This window comes from Pseudobutyrivibrio xylanivorans DSM 14809 (assembly GCF_900141825.1).
Taxonomy (GTDB): Bacteria; Bacillota; Clostridia; order Lachnospirales; family Lachnospiraceae; genus Pseudobutyrivibrio; species Pseudobutyrivibrio xylanivorans.
The window spans coordinates 90071-110741 of record NZ_FQYQ01000003.1; the positions used below are offsets into that span (position 1 = coordinate 90071).

Here is a 20671-nt window from a genome sequence, read left to right on the forward strand (position 1 = left end):
GGGATTCTCCATAAATCAAGGATTATATACCAATATAACTCAAAATATACATCACAAGAATAATACCCAGACCGATTGTGTTAAGTACTAGTAACTTTTCTCTAGTCTCCTGTCTGAGCTTTACCTGATTAAGTGTTTCCTGTATTCCATTTAGCTTACTTTCCAAAACATCACATTTCTGCTCTAAAGGCAAAGTAATCTCCTCAAGATTTTCCCGAATTGAGTTTTTCAACTCCCTTGTAATTTTTCCGTTCTCACTTGGCTGTTCTAGATCTTTGGAATCAATAAGCTTTTCAAGCACAGTGATACTGTCCTTAAGCCGTGTAAACTCTTCCTTAATATCACGTTCTGCAAAATCCGATAAATCGATAATGTTTTCTTCGCTAATCATGCCGATTCCCCTTTCTGTCTAGAGTTTAGAATAATTTTACCACTTTATTCATAAAAAGAGTATAATAAATCTATGAACTTTTTAGAGGAAGGAGCATCTAAAAAATATGTTAGAAATCGGAATGAAGGGAAATGCAGAAACAGTTGTCACTCTGGACAACACTGCAAAAGCTTTTACAAGTGGAGCTCTGGAGGTTTTTGCAACACCAGCAATGATTTCACTTATGGAAGAAACATGCTGGAAAATGATTCAGCCAGAACTTGAAGAAGGGCTCGGATCTGTAGGAACTAAAGTAGATGTAAGCCATATGGCACCAAGTGCTATCGGCTCCACAGTTATGTGTGAAGCGACACTAATTAGTATTGATGGACGTAAGCTTGTCTTTGAAGTTGTTTGTTCCGACGAAAACGGAATGGTAGGTATGGGTACCCATGAACGCTTCATAATCAATAATGAAAAGTTTATGCAAAAAGCAACTGGACATAAATAAAAAACGGCTGGGACAATTAAGTCCCAGCCGCATTTTTTATTATCCAAAGAATCCAAAGAATTTTTTAATCTTTATTGAAACAGGTGCTGACTCTTCTGAGTATACACGACTGTTTCCACTTCCCTGGAATGAAACTACCTTATAGTAGTATGTCTTATTGTTAGCTACCATAACATCCCAATATCCATTAAAACCGCTAATTGTAGCAATCTTAGTGTACTTGCCATTCTTTGATGTGCTGCGATATACAACATATCCGTCAGCATTAGGATCCTTTGACCAATGAACATAAGCACCGATAAGTGTCTGGCTTATGCTATTGATAGATGGCTTAACAAGCTTAGGTCTTCCAACCTCAACCTCATCCTGAAGTAATGTCTCTTCAACAACTGCTGCCTCTTCGTTATTGATTCCAAATACCTTTGTGCCGATAGTTGTCTTCTGAGACTTAAGTCCCTTCTTAACTGCAAACTGTACAGTCATAAGAGTGCCATTTACTGTCTTTGGAGCTTCTCCAACGAATGCATAGGCAACTCCCTTTGATGCGCCATCTTCAAATGACTTGTTTACGTCCGCATCCGCAAACTTGATACCCTCTGAATCACTCTTGAGCTCAAGAACGCTTGGATCGTATTCAACAGCAACTCTACCATCAGTAACTGTTGTCTTATCTAATGTTACCTTTACAGTAACCTTCTGGCTGTCGCCCTTACCTGTAGACTGAACTGAAGTATGAACAGGTGTCTTCTCAGCAGCTAAAACTGGTGTAGCAGGTATTCCAGTAAGTAATGTAATTGCTGCCATACCGAGAACGACTGCTCTTTTTAAATTCTTATTCATCATTCTCTCCTCCTAACTGGTCCTCTACTACTTCAGAATCCTCATCAGATTCCTCTGACTTTTCTTCCTCGGAAACCTTTGACTCTGGCTCCTCAGAATCATCTTTATCTTCTGTATCTTCTGCCTTTACATCGTCTGTCTTAACATCAGCTGTCTTCTCATCATCAGAAGTCTCTGTATCCTTAGACTTATCGTCCTCAGGCTTTTCTTCGTCCTCTTCAGGCTCTACAACCTTTACCTTAACCTCTGCTGTGAGATGCTTTCCCTTCTTATCTGTAGCAACTGTGTAAACAGTGATAGTTGTTTCACCAGCCTTCTTACCAGTGATTACACCATTCTGTGTTACAGATGCGATACGGCTGTTATCGCTAATCCAAACGAGGCGCTCATAACCTTCTGCTAACCACTTTGGTCCAACAGTAGCTGTAACCTGAGCCTTCTCATCTACCTTAAGCTCAACCTCATCCTTATCAACAGAAAGTTCTGTAACATACTTTGTATCAGCGTGACCAGTATTGTTGAAACGATATACTGATTCATTCATAGCATAGTCGATAACATCTACATAGAATACATCCTCTGGAGCATCGATAGAGATTGTAACATCCTGATCTGGTGTCTCCTGATTTACTGCATACTTACCGATAATTGTCTCCTTATCGCTACCAATTACAAGAACTGAAGCAGCATATCGATTATCGTATAATGTGATGTCATACTTACCATCTTCACCCTTAACTGCATCTACAACAGCTGGAGCTGTATTATCAATTGTCATAGGAGTTGTAAGATACATTCCTGGTGATGTAAGTGTTGTAACATCCTCTACGTCATCATAGTAAGCAGGGATAGCCTGAAGAGTAATGTCAACCTGTGTTCCATCTGGAAGTGGATTTCCATTAGCATCTGTACCAGCCCAGTTGAGTTCCTGTGCTGCAAGTGTCTCCATCCACTGACCTCTGCTTGCATAGTAGAACTCAGCGTAGTTCTCATTTGTAACATTCTCGAAGTACTTCTCGCCAGTAGCCCTATCCTTAATAGTAAGAACTAATCTACTAGCATTTCTGATTAATGTGTAGTACTGAGAACCAAGGTATGTACCATTCTCAGAGCTGATTGCATTTCTATCTGGGATATACTTAGCATCCTCTGTGAAATAGTTAGGAACATAGTAGTTCTCGTTAGCTATTCCAAGTGGGAAGATTGAAAGGAAGTTTGTTCTCTTAACACCTGAGTATGTTACAGCATTAGCTGCATACTCCTTATCATGCCAGTACTGCATGAAATCAAAATCTTCATACATTGGAGAATCAGCCCAGTTTCCATAGAATGCAAGGAATGGAACTGACATGTTTACTGTACCATTTACATAGATGTAACCATCTACATACATACCGTTTTCAAATCCTGCAAGATACTGTCTGTCATCATCTGAAAGGTTGATGTTAACAGAAATCTTTGTGCTATCCTTAACCTCAACAACCTCAAGGCCGAGATTTACATCTGCGTTACCCTTAAGTGCCTTAGAGAATGTGTAAACATCCTTTGTATTAACAACGCCATCCTTGTTGAAATCGAAGTACTCTTCGTTATTCTCAACGATAGCTACTGTCTTGTTTGCGTTTACTACCTGAAGAAGAACCTTACGATCCTTAGCATTTACCTTACCATCATCGTTAAGGTCATATACAAGCTTTGTATCATCAGCTGTAAGTGTTACTGCTGGGTTAAGCTTATGTGATGTGCCAGAGAAGTATGTTGTACCCTCCTCATCATAAAGCTCCTCAGTTAATACTGTTGAATCAAGTACATAGTACTGTGGATCAACATCCATGTTGTAAATATCGAAATCGAATGAGTAAGAACCTGTCTTTGCTGGATCATCGCCAAGAACAGCCTTAACCTTACCATCGTTACCTTCCTTGTCACCAACAAGGATATATGAAGGTGATGAAACTGCATCCTGAACATTTGCAAGACCTGCACCCTGTGCACGAGGTGAGTACTCAAGACCGTTCTCTCTATCATTTCCTTCATATAATGGTGTTGCTGTACTCATAAGAAGTGACTGAGCAAGTGTACGTACAGATACACCATTTAATTCTGCAAGATCATTCTCGCGAATATACTGCTGAACAAGAGCACTCTGGCCTGCGATTGAAGGAGCAGCCATTGATGTACCACTCATAAGGCCATAAGTACCATCATCTCTTGTAGAGAAGATATTTCCACCAGGTGCTGTGATTTCTGGCTTAAGATCAAGTGTGCCTGGAACACCAACTGATGAGAAATCACTCATTGTGTAACCATCAGCTACATCTCTTACTGTCTCAGGAAGTGATGTTACATTGATTGTTCCTTCGTAAACGCCCTCAGCGACCTGCTTACCTGTTGCAGCTACAGCCTGTCCATCAGCCTGTGTGATAGAACATACTGGAATAGTTGCATCAGAGCCCTGCATTGTCATGCTGATTGTACCTGGCTGGTTATTGTAAATTACACAAGCCTTAGCACCAGCTGCTGCTGCGTTCATGTGCTTCTGAGCAAATGTGATAGAACCACGAGATACAAGTACTACCTTATCCTTAACATCTACACCTTCATAATCAGAAGCTTCGCCGATACCATCAAAGTATACGAATGGATACTCAACACCACTCTGATCAGCTGTTGTATCAAGCTCGTAGAAATGTGGTGCAAGTGAATCTGAACCATCAGAGAAGAATACATGCTTATCATCTGTAGTAGCAAAATAGAAAGATGTTAAACCTGAGTTAACAGCACTAGCTACTGTAAGAGCATTGAAGTATGAACCTGGTGAACCAACTGTATCAAGGTTTACATCCTTGCTTAAGTTTACACCGTACATAGAGCTATCTGACCAGCGACCCGAGTTACCAGCTGAGATAGAAACTACTGTACTTGTTCCTTCAAGCTTCTTGAAAATATCGTTGATATAACCTTCTACATCAGAAGACTCACCAGCAGCTGAAGAACCAAGTGAAAGGTTTACAGCATCAGCTTTAAGAAGGATTGCATCCTCAATAGCTGCCATGTAATCATCTGTGTAAGCACCACCGTTTGTACCAAAAACCTTCATTACAATAAGCTGTGCATCTGGAGCGATACCAACAACGCCTGCAGCCTGCTTATCATAACCTGTTGCTGATGCAGCACTTGGTACATAAGTGTTTGCAAGAGAAATACCAGCTACATGTGTACCGTGGTCTCCCTCATCATCATTGTCGTGAGTGATATCAAGGTTGCTATCTACATAGTTAAATGCAAAAGCAACCTTCTCGTTGTTGTAAAGAGTTTCTGCTGTTACATCAGCATCTCTCTTAAATGCATTAAGATTTGGAAGAACATTTGCGATTTCTTCCTTATCAAGAAGATCATAATCAGCTACAGTCTTGCTTGCAGCCTCTGCTGTCTCCTTAAGGTGAGCATCGAATGCACCGCCATCAAATGATGGATGATCGATATCAATACCTGTATCAATTACAGCGATTCTTGTTCCTGCTCCTGTGTAGCCAGCTGTCCATGTGTTATAGCTGCCTACCATATCGCCTGAAGTGATTGTGTTAGGCTCTGCCTCTACCTGTGGGTCGTGCTGTGCTGCTACATAAACCTTAGCTACACCATCAACCTTCTCAATCTCTTCAATATCCTTAAATGCTACATCTGCTGAAATAGCATTTGCTAAAATAGAGAAATTGTAGTTAACATCAAGAGCTTCTCCGTCAAGAGCTTCTCTCTCGATCTTCTCTACTGCTTTCTCCTGCTGAGCTTCGATTTTATCAGCAGCCTTCATAGCAGCCTTATTCTCTGCTAAATCTGCTGTATCAAACCCCTTGTCGAGGACACTGTCGCCCTCCATAACAATAATAACTCTGGTCTGCTCTTCTGGATCCTGAGCTTCTACAGGTGTTTCAACTTCCTCCCCTGTGATAACTTCCTTAGGATCAACAAGACCTTCTTCTTGAGGATCTACTTCCTCAAACAGTGGCTCCTCAGCATCTGATGTCTCTTCAACCTCTGCAGTCTCTTCCTCTGATGCTTCAACATCTTCGGCCTCATCTGTCTCTTCAGAAGCTGTAGCGGCAGCTTCGTCAGAAACTTCTGCTTCGACGGTTACCTCTGCTGACTCGTCAACTGGACTAGCAAGTGCTGTAAGTGCTGGCGACATTGTCATTGCTGCTGCCAGGATTACAGACAATACCTTTTTTGGTATCCAGTTCCTTCTCATATAATGAGTCCTCCCTTTATATTATTTATAAAAAAACGTACCTAACCAGATATAGTCAGATACGTATTTCTATCTATTAGATTTATTTATAAAAATTCCAATTAGGACAACTATTCCCAAAAGCACAGCTATTGCAATTGGTAAATTTACCCCTGGCCTAATACTCGTATCTAAATTATTCTCCTGAACTTCAGCTGTTGTCTCTGAAGTAATAACATCATCTTCTACTGATTCATTAGCCTGTGATTCAGTATTTGATGAATCTTTTGTATGCTCTTTTTCTATATTTTCTTGTGTCTCATCTAAATTTGTCGTCTCTTCTGTCTCGTCTTTTTTCCCTTCTGTGTTGGTAATCTGAGCACCTTTATCAATCTTCACTAATGAAACCTCTGATAACTGCTCAATCGTTTTAGCTTCTGAGTTAGAAACAACTGCAACTATGGCATTACTTGTATCGTCTTTTCTGTTAACCTGAAGAGTCTGGCCCTTACAGACCTTTTCTTCAATAATAGCAATACCCTGATTAATAGAAATCTCATTCGTAAATACGATATATGCATGAACACTATCTTCGGTGATTGTATCCTCAGAAAGTCCTAAATCGTCTTTATTGATAGTAGAATCTCTATCTTGCTGATCTATGCTTTTTTCTATGAATGAGTCTGATGTAACCTCAGTAAAATCAACATTTGCCATATCTTCGTTACTCAAAAAATAAAACTATGTTTAATTAACAGTGTCAATTTAAATTGATAACACTTTCAAGTGCTAAAGTCAAGAAGTTTAAAATAAATTCCTAATAGAAATTTTCTATACTTCGTATTAGGAATTTATTATAGCTATTATCGCCCTCCAACAATCTCTCTGGCGATTTCTATTCTGGTCATTCTTCTGTCCATAGCCTGTTTTTCAATCAGCTTATGAGCCTCCTCCTCAGAGATGTTATTTTCAACCATAAGCAGTATTTTAGCTCTGGAAATAACCTTCATATCAGCAAGCTTCCTCTCAAGCTTTTCATTCTCTTTTTGTGCCATGTTAATACGTCTTTGGGCCACCTTAGCAAGCTTCAATGCCTGCCAGAAGAGCTGCTTATTGATAGGCTTCCCCACAGTGATAACACCATAGTCCTCCACCTGAGCAGAGATTTCCTCTAAGCGCTCTGCCTTAACAAACAGTATTACCTGGCATATATTTTTCTCAGCGATATCTTTCGAAAGCTCTTCTCCACTAGCCCCTCCTATCGGACCATTAATGATACAAATATCAAAATCATAGTCCAGTATGGCACGCTTGGCCATTGGTCCACTTGTAACATCAACCATGTCCATGTAACCATTTTCCTTTAGGAAGGATTTGTAAAAAGAAGTACCCTTTTCGTTATCGCACACAATTAGTGCCCTATCCATTTATTAATACTCCTTAAACTCTGCTCTTAATTGTCTCAATGTAATGAGTAGCAATATCTTTGAAATTGGAATTATTAATAAATTCACTATTCGAAGCACATTCAATAGCATCCTCAATGGTAAGAGGCAGTGTTGCCAAATTTGCTGTTCTATCCTCCGTTAATAATCTTGAATTAATATCAAGAGGTGGTGGCAATTGTTCTTTATTTCTAACACCTGCCAAGCCAGCCTGAATAACAATAGCACTTGCAAGATATGGATTAATACATGAATCAGGTGAACGTAAGATGAAATGCTCACTGTGACCATTAATCTCAGGCACTCTTAAAAGTCTGGAATTGTTCTGGGAAGACCATGTAATATACTTTGGTGCCTCAGTAATTCCAAAACGGTTATACGAATCTTTTCTACAGTTAAGGAAGAGAGTGATGTCTCTCATTCTGTTGAGAATTCCTGCTATAAAGCTCTCTGAAAATTCCTTATCTGTAATCTGGAGATTCTCTCCCTTCTTATAATTGGCCATCTTTATATGAAGACCATTTCCTGGCTTGTCCTCAAGTGGCATTGGATCAAAGGAAGCAAACACACCATTTCTTGCTGCAATATTTTCAACTACATTCTTATATGTAACAAAATTGTCTGCTGTAGTAAGAACATCATCTGGCATAAAGTCAATTTCATTCTGTCCAGGTCCTCTCTCGTGATGAGATGACTGTGGCTTGATACCTATCTCCTCAAGTGTAAGACAGATTTCTCTTCGAATATTTTCACCCTTGTCATTAGGAGCAACATCAAAATAACTACCATTATCAAATGGAATATTTGTTGAATTGTCCTCCTCATCAGTCTTAAATAGATAGAACTCAGATTTTAAACCCATTCTTGTGTTAAATCCTTCATTCTCACACTCTTTTAAAGTATCTTTAAGGAAATGACGATAATCGTATGCAAATGGTGTGCCATCTGCTAAAACAATATCGCAATATAATCTAACTACTCGTCCTGACTGTGGACGCCAAGGTAATATATGAAGTGTGTCAGGATCTGGCTTTAAGAATAAATCCTGATTCTCGATTTTTTCATATCCATTTATAAGGAAGGAATCAAAATTAATTCCCTTTTCAAAAGCTGAACGAAGCTCTCCAGGCATTATGGAAATATTCTTCTGAATACCATATAAATCGCAAAATGCGAGACGAATAAACTTAACGTCGTTTTCTTCAATAAACTCAATTACATCTTCAACTGTAAACTGTGACATATTCCCTCCTAAATAAATCCTTTTATGTAAAAAAAGGGCGCACTTTTTAAGCCTTCTATTGCTCAAAAAATACGCCTTTGTACTCATCTAGAGTACAACAGGCGTATCCTTTTGTAAAGTGTTTTATTAAACTAAATTTAAATTTATTCTACATCCTGTAAAGCTGCAAAATCCTCTTCGCCTGTACGAATCTTAACAACCTGCTCTACGTCATATACGAAGATCTTTCCATCACCAATATGTCCTGTGTAAAGAACCTTCTTAGCAGTCTCGATAACATCCTTAACAGGCACCTTGCAAACTACTACGTCTACACGAATCTTAGGAAGAAGAGATGGCTCTAAAGCTACACCTCTGTAGTATTCAGGAGCACCCTTCTGAACACCACAACCCATTACGTGAGATACTGTCATACCTGTAATACCAAGCTTAAGGAGAGCATTCTTAAGCTTCTCAAGGTTACGCTCCTTGCAAAGGATTTCTACCTTTGTCATACGAGGGCGACCTGCTGCTGTAATCTGTGAAGGTGCGTACTCAACCTCAATAGCCTCCTCAGGAGATGCAAGACCTGCTGCCTCAAGTGTCTCTGAAATAAGACTTGCTGTCTCCTCATCATATTCATCAGAATCAAAGTCATCATCAAGCATGTTGAAGCCTGAATATGCACTTGGAAGACCATGCTCTGTTCTATCAAGACCAACGATTTCCTCTTCTGCTGAAGCACGAAGACCAATAACTGCTTTAATTACTGAGAATGTAATTGCAATTGTTACTGCTGCCCATGTGCCTACTGCAATTATACCAAGTAACTGTATTCCTAATAATTTAAAACCACCACCATAGAAAAGACCTGTAAGCTCACTTGCTGGAGCTGAAGTTGTTGCAAAAAGACCAACTGCAATTGTACCCCAAATACCGTTCATCATATGAACTGCTACAGCTCCAACTGGATCATCAACATGAAGCTTGTAATCAAGAAGCCATACGCCAAATACTACAAGGAAACCTGAAACAATACCAATTACCATAGCACCAAATGCATCTGTAACATCACAAGGAGCTGTGATAGCTACAAGACCAGCAAGTGAAGCGTTAAGTGACATTGAAACATCTGGCTTACCAAACTTAAGCCATGTAAATACCATTGTTGTTACAGTTGCAACTGCAGGAGCAATGGTTGTTGTAACAAAGATTGATGCAAGCTGCTCTAAAGATGTAGCTGCAGCACCATTAAATCCATACCAGCCAAGCCAAAGAATAAATACGCCAAGAGCTCCGAGTGCAATGTTGTGACCTGGAAAAGCGTTTACCTTTGTAATTTTACCATTCTTATCATGACTAAATTTACCAATACGAGGTCCAAGAATTTTTGCACCGATAAGAGCGCAGATACCACCAACCATGTGAATTGCAGCTGAGCCAGCGAAATCATGGAAGCCAAGCTGTGATAACCAGCCGCCGCCCCAAATCCAGTGAGCCTCAATTGGATATATTACAAGTGAAATGACACCTGAATAAACGCAATAGCTAACAAACTTTGTACGCTCTGCCATAGCACCTGAAACAATTGTAGCTGTTGTAGCACAGAATACTAAGTTAAACACGAAATTGCTCCAGTCAAAGTTTGCATAGTTTGTAAAGATTCCAAGTGTTGGTTTTCCAACAAGACCAAAGAGTGTGTCTTCACCAAACATGAGACCGAAACCTAAGAAAACAAACATTACAGTACCGATACAGAAATCCATTAAGTTTTTCATAATGATATTTCCTGTGTTTTTTGCTCTGGTAAAACCGGCCTCGACCATCGCAAAACCTGCCTGCATCCAGAAAACCAATGCGGCACCTATCAGGAACCACACACCAAATAAAATGCTAGTATACTCTTCCATAATACTTTCCTCCTAAATCTTTATTTAAAAAAGCGCGCAACATTCTATCGAATGTCGCACGCCTTTGTGCCTAATATGGCTTCCCCTTGAGGGTTGCTAGGCTCCAGTGGAGCCTGTTCAGCAACGACCGAGCCGGGAGGTGAGACAAGCTGTCAGCTTTAGCTGACTGATGAGGTGTTACTTAACTGAATATAAAATCTCTCCATAAGTTGGATATGGCCAGATATCGCTTGGTACTACTGTCTCAAGCTCATCTACAACCTCTCTAAGCTCATTCATGTCTGCAAAGATTACATCATGGTGGAACTTAGCAAGCTCGTATGTATCAGAAAGCTTCTTTGCACCTTCGATATCCTTCTCAAGCTTCTCAAGTCTCTTATCCATCTCTGTTGTAAGCTTAGCTGCTTTCTCAAGATGCTTCTTCTCAACTGATGAATCAACCTTAAGTCCTGTTGCCGCTTTAGCATTAAGTGTTTCAGCAAGTGTGTACTGATAATCTGATGCAGCTGCCATGATATCCCTCTTAACCATTGAATCAAATGTGAGAGCTTCAATATCGATTACCTTATAGTAATTCTCAAGCTGAATATCGTAACGACTTAAGATTTCCTGCTCTGTAAATACACCGTGCTTAGTAAATACATCAATCGATTTCTTATCAACAAATGCTGGAAGGGCATCTACTGTAGACTTAAGATTCTTAAGACCACGCTTCTTAGCTTCCTTTACCCACTCTTCTGAGTAACCATTTCCGTTGAAGATGATTCTCTTATGAGCTGTAAGCTCTCTCTTAATAAGTTTATCAAGTGCCTTATCAAAGCTCTTTGCTTTCTCAAGCTCCTCTGCAAACTTATCAAGCTCCTCTGCAACGATTGTATTTAAGATTACGTTTGGTCCAGAGATAGATGCTGATGAACCAAGTGATCTAAACTCAAACTTATTACCTGTAAATGCAAATGGTGATGTTCTGTTTCTATCTGTAGTATCCTGTGAAATACTTGGGATAACTGCAGCACCAATTGACATCTTTTTCTTCTTTACATCTGCATAATCCTTACCATCAATGATAGACTCAACAATTGCCTCAAGCTCATCACCAATGAACATTGAGATGATTGCTGGTGGTGCCTCGTTTGCACCAAGTCTGTGATCATTTCCAGCAGAAGCAACAGATACTCGGAGTAACTCCTGATATTCATCAACAGCTTTGATCACGGCTGTGAGGAATAATAAGAACTGGGCATTTTGGGAAGGAGTAGCGCCTGGCTCTAACAGGTTCACTCCGGTATCTGTTGAAATAGACCAGTTGTTGTGCTTACCTGAACCATTGACACCAGCGAAAGGCTTCTCATGGAGCAGGCATGTCATGCCGTGTCTGCCTGCCACTACCTTCATCATCTCCATGGTGAGTTGGTTATGATCGGTTGCTATATTAGTGGTTGAGAAAACTGGTGCAAGTTCGTGCTGTGCTGGAGCAACCTCGTTGTGCTTTGTCTTTGCGAGAACTCCCAGCTTCCACAACTCCTCGTCTAACTCTTTCATGAAAGCCGATACTCTAGGCTTGATTGTTCCAAAATAGTGGTCCTCAAGTTCCTGTCCCTTTGGAGGCTTTGCTCCGAAAAGTGTACGGCCTGTGTAAATTAAATCTGGACGCTTGTTATACATCTCAGAATCAATAAGGAAATATTCCTGCTCTGGACCGACTGTTGTAATAACTCTCTTTACTTCATCATGTCCGAAAAGCTTAAGTACTCTAACTGCTGACTTATCAAGTGCTTCCATTGAACGAAGAAGTGGTGTCTTCTTATCAAGTGCTTCACCTGAGTAAGAGCAAAATGCTGTAGGGATGCAAAGTGTATCATCTTTAATAAATACATAAGATGTTGGATCCCATGCTGTATAACCTCTAGCCTCGAATGTAGCTCTAAGTCCGCCTGATGGGAATGAAGATGCATCAGGCTCGCCCTTAATAAGCTCCTTACCTGAGAAAGTCATAATAACCTTTCCACCTTCTTCTGGCTGAATAAATGAATCATGCTTTTCTGCTGTAACACCTGTCATTGGCTGGAACCAATGTGTGAAGTGTGTAGCACCAAGCTCAATAGCCCATTCCTTCATAGCATGTGCAATTACATTTGCAAGCTCTCTATCAAGTGGACGTCCCTCCTCTACTGTGTTTCGGAGCGCTTTATATGCGTCCTTTGGAAGTCTTTCCTTCATAGTTTCGTCGTTAAAGACTTTAGAACCAAAAATTTCTGTTACCTTGCTCATATCATTATTCCTCCTTTTAAATTCCACTAGCTCCATAATTTGATAATACTCTTGCCGATGGGTCGTTTACGTTGCATCCTTCCCAATTTTTATTTGGCATCCAGAAGTCTACAATCATTTCTGCCTGACCTGGATAATACTTTTCAAATAAATCTCTATAAAGGAGAGATTCCTTTGTGAATGGTGTTCTGTATTCGTATTTACGTTTTGCATTCTCGAGGTCTTCATCTGAATAAATACTATTTGCATACTCCTTTAAGTAATAAACCATTGAATGTCCAACTGCGTCGGAAAATGCCGCCTTCTCTCTGAAGAGAATGTCGTAAGGCAGGTAATCGTCTCCCTCGAATGCATGCCTTAATAAATATTTTCCTTTGTTATACTTATTCATTTTTATTTCAGGATTAATGCTCATAACATAATCCACAAAGGCTAAATCTCCAAATGGAACTCTTGCTTCCATTGAATGAACTGAGATACATCTGTCAGCTCTTAGTACATCGTACATATAAAGCTCTCTCAGTCTCTTCTCTGCTTCAAGCTGAAACTCTTCAGCATTAGGAGCAAAATCTGTATATTTATATCCGAAAATCTCATCTGAAATCTCACCGGTGAGAAGTACTCTCACCTCTGGGAATTCTTTCTTTATACCCTTGCAAATCAGGTACATTCCCATGCTGGCTCTTATTGTTGTGATGTCGTATGTTCCAAGAGCAGCAACAACTTCTTCTAAGGATTCAAGAACGATGTCCTTGTTGATGATAATTTCGTGATGCTCACTTCCAATGTAATCAGCAACTTCTTTTGCATATTTAAGATCGATGGCATCTTCATTCATTCCAATTGCGAATGTTTTGATTGGCTTGTCCATCATCTTCTGTGCAACGGCACATACCAGTGAAGAATCAAGTCCTCCTGAAAGAAGGAAACCAACTGGTGCATCTGCATCAAGTCTCTTTTCAATGCCTGCTACAAGAAGTTCTTTAATCTTTGCTGACGCGTCCTCTACTCCGTCCTTACTGTAAGGCTTGCGCTCTGCCAAATCTCTGTAGCAAATGAACTGACCACCCTTGTAGTAATGTCCCGGTGGAAACGGCTTAACCTCATCTGTAAGACCTATTAAGTTCTTTGCCTCAGAAGCAAACATAATTGAACCAGCTTTATCGTATCCATAGAACAAAGGTCTGATTCCGATTGGATCTCTTGCTGCTACCAAATCGTCTTCCTCTTTGTCGTAGATGACCATTGCAAATTCTGCATCCAGCTTTTCAAACATCTCTGTACCGTATTTACGATACATTGGTAAGATGATTTCACAATCGCTGTCACTTAAGAACTTGTAACCATCTGCTCTCAGCTCTTCTCTCACTGGCTTGAATCCGTATAGCTCACCGTTGCAGATTACATAATTGCCATCCAGTTCAAAGGGCTGCATTCCTGCCTCCGTAAGGCCCATAATTGATAATCTTTGGAATCCCAGGACCGAATCGTTTATGCGTATCACCTTTTGCATATCTGGTCCTCTAGACACTGTTTTAGAGAATGCCGCTTCAAAATCTTTCATGTCGACGTGGCATTTGCTTAAAGCCATAATTGAACACATATAAATCACCTTCCCAGTATGAAACAAAAAAGGCGCCGTGAGAAACACATTAAGTGTTTCTCACGACGCCTTTGTCGTTCCATTGATTTTTATTGATTTGAATAATAAAACTTTGTTAATTCGTTGTCAACAACTTTTTTTATAAATTTGAATATCCCATCAGATATTCATCTACTTCACGGGCACAATCACGGCCCTGACGAATGGCCTTTACAACCAGAGACTGGCCTGTATGCATATCTCCAGCTGTGAATACTTTCTTCACATTTGTGGCGAAAGAATTCGCATTTACGGATGCAACGTTAGTACGTCCATCCACATCTACCTTGAATGCCTTTGTAACATAATCCTGTGAACCAAGGAATCCTGCTGCGATAAGGCAAAGCTGACATGGTACTTCCTTTTCTGTGCCATCAACTGGTACCATCATCTTTCGGCCTGTCTTCTTGTCCACCTGTGACTCTAAAGATACTAAGACTGCAGACTTAAGGTTGCCATTTTTGTCGGTCTTAAATTCTTTGACAGTTGTGGTGTAAACACGTGGGTCATGACCAAACTTTACAATAGCCTCCTGCTGACCGTAATCAGTCTTGCACACAAGTGGCCACTGTGGCCATGGATTGGACTCAGCACGAACATCTGGAGCCTTTGGCATCATCTCCAGCTGAATAACAGATTTACAACCGTGACGAATAGCTGTACCTACACAGTCATTTCCTGTATCACCACCACCTATGATAATTACATCTTTACCTTTGGCAGAAATATATTCACCATCAACAAGCTGCATATTATTAGCCCAGAGGCACTTTGTAGTCGAGGTAAGGAAATCTACAGCAAAATGTATACCCTTAGCCTCCTTACGGCCTGTAGCCGCTATATCTCTAGGATTAGATGAACCACAGCAAAGAATTACAGCATCATATTTTGATACCACATCATTTGCCTTAACGTTATCACCTACATTCGCATTTACGATAAAGCTTACGCCTTCCTGCTCCATTATCTTTACCTTACGGTCAATAATCTGCTTTTCAAGCTTCATGTTTGGAATACCGTAGCGGAGCAAGCCGCCCACTTTATCATTTCTCTCATATACAGTGACACTGTGGCCACGTCTGTTAAGCTGATCTGCCACCGCAAGACCTGCAGGGCCTGAGCCAATTACAGCAACGCGCTTTCCAGTGCGTACCTTTGGTGGCTTTGCATCCGCAAGACCATTCGCATATGCGTATTCAATGATAGCCATCTCATTTTCCTTTGTAGAGACAGCATCACCATTAAGGCCACAGGTGCATGCCTTCTCACAAAGAGCAGGACATACTCTGCAGGTAAATTCTGGGAAATTGCTTGTCTTGTGAAGACGTCTGTAAGCCATCTCATAATTTCCCTGATATACTAAATCATTCCACTCAGGAATCAGGTTGTTAAGAGGACAGCCTGAAGTCATCCCCTTAATTGTCATACCTGCCTGGCAAAATGGAACACCACACTCCATGCAACGGGCAGCCTGCTTCTGCTGCTCCTCCTTTGAAAGTGGTGTATGAAATTCATTAAAATTCTTTATACGGCAAAGAGGACTAACTGCAGAAGCCTCTTTGCGCTCATATTCTAAAAATCCTGTTGGCTTTCCCATGATAATCCTTCCCTCCTATCGACATAACAAATTAAAAGCTTCAATCTGTGCCTGCTCAGAAGACAATCCTTTTTCCTCCATCTGAACGATAGTCTGCATCATCTTCTTATAGTCGAATGGCACAATTCTCTTGAACTTAGGAAGGTACTCGCTGAAGTTTTCGTATACTTCCTTACCCTTCACAGAGCCTGTTGCCTTGACATGCTCCTTAATGATTTCCTTAAGCTCTAAAACATCATATTTATCTGTTACAGTCTCAAGGCTTACCATAGATTTATTAAGCCTCTTATAAAGTGTTGCATCCTCATCAAGAACGTATGCAATACCACCTGACATACCGGCAGCAAAGTTCTTTCCTGTTGTACCAAGAACTACTACACGACCGCCTGTCATGTACTCACATCCATGATCTCCACAGCCTTCTACTACTGCTGTCGCTCCGGAATTACGAACTGCAAAACGCTCTCCGGCAACACCATTTATAAATGCTTTACCACTTGTAGCACCGTAAAGCGCAACGTTACCAATGATGATATTCTCATCCTGCTTGTAGGTCGCTTCCTTTGATGGATAAACTACAAGCTTTCCACCTGAAAGTCCCTTACCGAAGTAATCGTTAGAATCTCCTTCGAGCTCTAAAGTAAGTCCCTTAGGAATAAATGCGCCGAAGGACTGACCACCTGCACCGTGGCAGCTAACCTTGTATGTATCCTCTTCAAGACTCTCTCCAAAGTGACGAGTAAGCTCAGCACCAAGAAGTGTTCCAAGGCTTCGATCTGTATTAGAAATATCTACAGAAAGTTCTCCGGCCTTTCCTGACTTAATTGAGCTTGAAAGCTTCTTAAGAAGAATCTTCTCATCAACAGTCTTCTCAAGCTCAAAGTTATATACATTCTTGTTCTCGTAAGAAATCTTCTCACCCTCGAATGGATTATTAAGAACTGCAGACATATCAACCTTGCCATAGGCACCGTTCTTGCAGTTTTCCTTAACCTTAAGTAAATCTGTACGTCCACAAAGCTCATCTACAGTCTTACAGCCAAGCTCTGCCATGTATTCACGAAGCTCCTGAGCGATAAAACGCATAAAGTTAACAACGTATTCTGGCTTTCCTGCGAAACGCTTTCTAAGCTCTGGATTCTGTGTAGCTACGCCAACTGGGCATGTATCAAGGTTACATACACGCATCATTACGCAACCCATGGTTACAAGTGGGGCTGTAGCGAAACCAAACTCCTCTGCACCAAGAGCACATGCAATAGCTACGTCACGACCGCTCATAAGCTTTCCATCTGTCTCAATAACGACCTTATTTCTAAGACCATTCATCATAAGAGTCTGATGAGCCTCAGCAAGACCAAGCTCCCATGGCAGACCTGCATTGTGAATAGATGACTTTGGAGCTGCACCTGTACCACCGTCATAGCCTGAAATAAGAATTACCTGTGCACCTGCTTTTGCTACACCAGAAGCGATTGTACCTACACCAGCCTCTGATACAAGCTTTACAGAAATACGAGCATCCTTATTTGCATTTTTCAAATCATAAATAAGCTCTGCCAAATCCTCGATTGAATAGATATCGTGATGAGGTGGTGGCGAAATAAGAGCAACACCTGGAGTAGAAAGACGAGTCTTTGCAATCCAAGGGTAAACCTTCTTTCCTGGAAGATGTCCACCTTCACCTGGCTTAGCACCCTGTGCCATCTTAATTTGGATTTCCTTGGCGCTAACAAGGTACTTACTTGTTACACCAAAGCGACCTGATGCTACCTGCTTGATTGCAGAGCAACGGTTAAGACCATCTGGTCCAATCTCATATCTCTCGTCTTCCTCACCACCTTCACCAGAATTTGACTTTCCGTGAAGCATATTCATGGCAATAGCCATAGTCTCATGAGCTTCCTTTGAGATAGAACCATAACTCATTGCACCAGTTTTAAATCTCTTAACGATAGAATCTACTGATTCTACCTCATCGATACTGATACCCTTCTTAGGATATTTAAAATCAATAAGACCTCTAAGGTTTCTAATATTATCCTCTTCATTTACTAAGCTAGTGTATTCCTTAAAGGTATTGTAATCTCCTGTTCTTGTAGAAAGCTGAAGGAGATGAATTGTAGCTGGATTATAAAGATGCTCCTCTGCTCCTGAGCGCATCTTGTGCTGACCTCTTGAATCAAGAGTCTCATCTACATCTAAATCAAGTGGATCAAAGGCATGTGAGTGCTGCATATCCACCTGCTCCTGAATATCCTTTAATGTAATTCCACCAATTCGGCTGATGGTTCCTGTAAAGTACTTATCAATTACATCAGAGCTAATACCTATAGCCTCAAAAATCTTAGCACCCTGATATGACTGAACTGTAGAAATACCCATCTTTGATGCGATCTTGATAATGCCTGAAATAACAGCCTCGTTATATGCATCAATAGCTGCATGGACATCCTTCTGAAGCTGTCCTTTCTGGATAAGCTCAGCGATTGTCTCCTGTGCAAGATATGGGTTGATAGCAGAAGCACCATAACCTAAAAGTGTTGCAAAATGGTGTACCTCTCTAGGTTCACCAGATTCAAGAATAACTGAAAGGCTTGTACGCTTCTTTGTCTGAACCAAATGACGCTGTACAGCGGCAACTGCAAGGAGTGATGGAATTGCCACATGGTTTTCATCAACACCTCTATCTGAAAGAATGATGATATTTGCACCCTCTCTGTTTACTCTGTCTACCTCAACAAAAAGATGCTCGATAGCCTTCTCCAAAGAAGTATTCTTATAGTAAATGATTGGCACTGTTTCAGCCTTAAGACCTGGCACCTTCATAGACTTAATCTTCATCAAATCTGTTGTTGTAAGGATTGGGTTGTTAATCTGGAGCATGTTGCAGTTTTCTTCCTTTTCTTCAAGGACGTTTCCTGCTGTTCCAAGATAAATAGTTGTAGCAGTAACAATCTCCTCACGAATAGAATCGATTGGTGGATTTGTTACCTGTGCAAAAAGCTGCTTGAAGTAATTAAATAATGGCTGATGATGCTTTGATAAAACGGCAAGTGGTACATCAATACCCATTGCACCTGTATTCTCACCACCATTTAATGCCATTGGAAGGATAGAATCCTTAATCTCTTCATATGAATATCCAAAGGCCTTCTGAAGCTTATCTCTCTCAGCCTGAGAATATACTGGCACAGATTCATTAGGAATCTTAATGTCTGCAAGGTGAGCAAGATTTGCATCAAGCCACTGACCGTATGGCTGACGTGCCGCAAATGTAGCCTTAAGCTCGTCATCTGCAATAAGTCTGCCCTCTACAGTATCAACAAGAAGCATCTTGCCTGGCTTTAATCTATCCTTTGCCTTAATTCTGCTCTCCTCGATTGGAAGTACACCAACCTCTGAAGAAAGAATAAGGTAATCATCATTTGTAATATAGTATCTTGATGGGCGAAGACCATTTCTATCAAGAACGGCACCCATAATATCTCCATCTGAGAAAAGGATTGATGCAGGTCCATCCCATGGCTCCATCATTGTTGAATAATACTGATAGAAGTCACGACGAGCCTGCTCCATAGCCTTATTCTTTACCCATGGCTCTGGAATTGTAATCATAACAGCAAGTGGAAGTGGCATGCCGTTCATTACAAGGAACTCCAAAGCATTATCAAGCATGGCTGAATCAGAACCTGCCTGATTACATACTGGGGTAATCTTTGTCATCTCAGATTCAAGAACCTGCGATACCATTGTCTCTTCACGTGAAAGCATCTTATCTGCATTACCCTTTATTGTGTTAATCTCACCATTATGCACAATAAAGCGGTTTGGATGAGCACGCTCCCATGAAGGATTTGTATTTGTTGAAAATCTTGAGTGAACTGTAGCGATAGCTGACTCATAATCAGGGTCCTGGAGATCCTCGAAGAAAAGTCGAAGCTGATCAACTAAGAACATTCCTTTATATACGATAGTTCTGCTAGAAAGAGAAGCTACATATGTATCCTCAGCAGTTTGCTCGAAGACACGACGTGCCACGTAAAGCTTTCTATCAAAATCAAGTCCCTTCTTACAGTCTGCTGGCTTTTTAATGAATCCCTGCATTATATGAGGCATACATTCTACTGCCAGTTTTCCAAGAATTTCTGCCTTTGTTGGAACCTCTCTCCAACCTAAAAATTCCAAGCCTTCCTTCTCTGCAATGATTTCGAACATCTTCATGGCTTGTTTTCTCTTCAACTCATCCTGAGGGAAGAAAAACATACCCACTCCGTATTCTCTCTCATCACCAATAGCAATGCCTGAAGCCTTACAAGCTTTCTTGAAAAACTTATGAGAAATCTGAAGTAAAATACCTACGCCGTCACCTGTTTCTCCAGCTGCATCCTTACCGGCTCTGTGCTCAAGATTTTCTACAATCTTTAAAGCATCTGATACAGTCTGATGAGTCTTGATTCCTTTGATTGAAACAACTGCTCCGATTCCGCAATTATCGTGCTCAAAGGCTGGATTGTATAATCCCATCTGCTGATTGCAATTATCCATGTTCGCTACTCCTTCCACATTTTACATAACAAAAAAGACGTCTAAAGAGACTTCCCCTAAGGAAATTTCTTTAGACGCCTTTGTCTT

At 40.6% G+C, this 20671-nt stretch carries 12 protein-coding genes; 1 reads left to right on the plus strand and 11 read right to left on the minus strand.

Annotated elements, in window-relative coordinates; all coding sequences use genetic code 11:
• Positions 1 to 22 precede the first annotated feature (22 nt).
• Complete coding sequence (locus BUA88_RS03555) at positions 23 to 391, minus strand: hypothetical protein (RefSeq protein ID WP_072912822.1); 369 nt, start codon at positions 389 to 391, stop codon at positions 23 to 25.
• Positions 392 to 497: 106 nt separating this feature from the next.
• Between BUA88_RS03555 and BUA88_RS03560 the strand changes: the two genes are divergently transcribed.
• Positions 498 to 881 carry a thioesterase family protein gene (locus BUA88_RS03560; protein WP_072912825.1) on the plus strand — a complete coding sequence of 128 codons (384 nt, stop codon included), beginning with the start codon at positions 498 to 500 and terminating at the stop codon, positions 879 to 881.
• A 39-nt stretch (positions 882 to 920) separates the two neighbouring features.
• Here BUA88_RS03560 and BUA88_RS03565 read toward each other — a convergent pair whose 3' ends face one another.
• The 10 genes from BUA88_RS03565 to gltB form a co-directional block, all read right to left on the minus strand.
• The gene (locus tag BUA88_RS03565) at positions 921 to 1724 is read right to left on the minus strand and encodes a hypothetical protein (protein WP_083572374.1); all 804 of its coding nucleotides are present in this window, start codon (positions 1722 to 1724) and stop codon (positions 921 to 923) included.
• On the minus strand, positions 1714 to 5970 hold the full coding sequence (locus BUA88_RS03570; protein WP_072912830.1) for a S8 family serine peptidase: 4257 nt from the start codon (positions 5968 to 5970) through the stop codon (positions 1714 to 1716). The genes BUA88_RS03565 and BUA88_RS03570 overlap by 11 nt, the downstream gene beginning before the upstream one ends.
• 69 nt (positions 5971 to 6039) lie before the next feature.
• The gene (locus BUA88_RS03575; protein WP_072912834.1) at positions 6040 to 6666 is read right to left on the minus strand and encodes a hypothetical protein; all 627 of its coding nucleotides are present in this window, start codon (positions 6664 to 6666) and stop codon (positions 6040 to 6042) included.
• Between the two features lie 146 nt (positions 6667 to 6812).
• Positions 6813 to 7376 (minus strand): ANTAR domain-containing response regulator, encoded by a 564-nt coding sequence (locus BUA88_RS03580; RefSeq protein WP_072912836.1) that lies wholly within the window; start codon positions 7374 to 7376, stop codon positions 6813 to 6815.
• A gap of 13 nt (positions 7377 to 7389) precedes the next feature.
• Complete coding sequence (locus BUA88_RS03585) at positions 7390 to 8637, minus strand: glutamine synthetase family protein (RefSeq protein ID WP_072912838.1); 1248 nt, start codon at positions 8635 to 8637, stop codon at positions 7390 to 7392.
• 143 nt (positions 8638 to 8780) lie between these two features.
• On the minus strand, positions 8781 to 10526 hold the full coding sequence (locus tag BUA88_RS03590; RefSeq protein WP_072912841.1) for an ammonium transporter: 1746 nt from the start codon (positions 10524 to 10526) through the stop codon (positions 8781 to 8783).
• Positions 10527 to 10703: 177 nt separating this feature from the next.
• Complete coding sequence (locus tag BUA88_RS03595) at positions 10704 to 12797, minus strand: glutamine synthetase III family protein (RefSeq protein WP_072912844.1); 2094 nt, start codon at positions 12795 to 12797, stop codon at positions 10704 to 10706.
• A gap of 16 nt (positions 12798 to 12813) precedes the next feature.
• On the minus strand, positions 12814 to 14400 hold the full coding sequence (gene asnB, locus BUA88_RS03600) for an asparagine synthase B (protein WP_072912847.1): 1587 nt from the start codon (positions 14398 to 14400) through the stop codon (positions 12814 to 12816).
• Between the two features lie 139 nt (positions 14401 to 14539).
• The gene (locus BUA88_RS03605; protein ID WP_072912850.1) at positions 14540 to 16036 is read right to left on the minus strand and encodes a glutamate synthase subunit beta; all 1497 of its coding nucleotides are present in this window, start codon (positions 16034 to 16036) and stop codon (positions 14540 to 14542) included.
• A 15-nt stretch (positions 16037 to 16051) separates the two neighbouring features.
• Positions 16052 to 20584, minus strand: a complete 4533-nt coding sequence (gene gltB / locus BUA88_RS03610; protein ID WP_072912852.1) for a glutamate synthase large subunit — start codon at positions 20582 to 20584, stop codon at positions 16052 to 16054.
• Positions 20585 to 20671 lie beyond the last annotated feature (87 nt).

Excerpts from the sequence above, each read along its gene's own strand:
- BUA88_RS03580 (WP_072912836.1), bottom strand. The coding sequence starts at position 7,376 with ATGGATAGGGCACTAATTGTGTGCGATAACGAAAAGGGTACTTCTTTT.
- BUA88_RS03575 (WP_072912834.1), bottom strand. The coding sequence starts at position 6,666 with ATGGCAAATGTTGATTTTACTGAGGTTACATCAGACTCATTCATAGAA.
- asnB (WP_072912847.1), bottom strand. The coding sequence starts at position 14,400 with ATGTGTTCAATTATGGCTTTAAGCAAATGCCACGTCGACATGAAAGAT.
- BUA88_RS03560 (WP_072912825.1), top strand. The coding sequence starts at position 498 with ATGTTAGAAATCGGAATGAAGGGAAATGCAGAAACAGTTGTCACTCTG.
- BUA88_RS03605 (WP_072912850.1), bottom strand. The coding sequence starts at position 16,036 with ATGGGAAAGCCAACAGGATTTTTAGAATATGAGCGCAAAGAGGCTTCT.
- BUA88_RS03585 (WP_072912838.1), bottom strand. The coding sequence starts at position 8,637 with ATGTCACAGTTTACAGTTGAAGATGTAATTGAGTTTATTGAAGAAAAC.
- BUA88_RS03590 (WP_072912841.1), bottom strand. The coding sequence starts at position 10,526 with ATGGAAGAGTATACTAGCATTTTATTTGGTGTGTGGTTCCTGATAGGT.
- gltB (WP_072912852.1), bottom strand. The coding sequence starts at position 20,584 with ATGGATAATTGCAATCAGCAGATGGGATTATACAATCCAGCCTTTGAG.
- BUA88_RS03595 (WP_072912844.1), bottom strand. The coding sequence starts at position 12,797 with ATGAGCAAGGTAACAGAAATTTTTGGTTCTAAAGTCTTTAACGACGAA.
- BUA88_RS03565 (WP_083572374.1), bottom strand. The coding sequence starts at position 1,724 with ATGATGAATAAGAATTTAAAAAGAGCAGTCGTTCTCGGTATGGCAGCA.
- BUA88_RS03555 (WP_072912822.1), bottom strand. The coding sequence starts at position 391 with ATGATTAGCGAAGAAAACATTATCGATTTATCGGATTTTGCAGAACGT.
- BUA88_RS03570 (WP_072912830.1), bottom strand. The coding sequence starts at position 5,970 with ATGAGAAGGAACTGGATACCAAAAAAGGTATTGTCTGTAATCCTGGCA.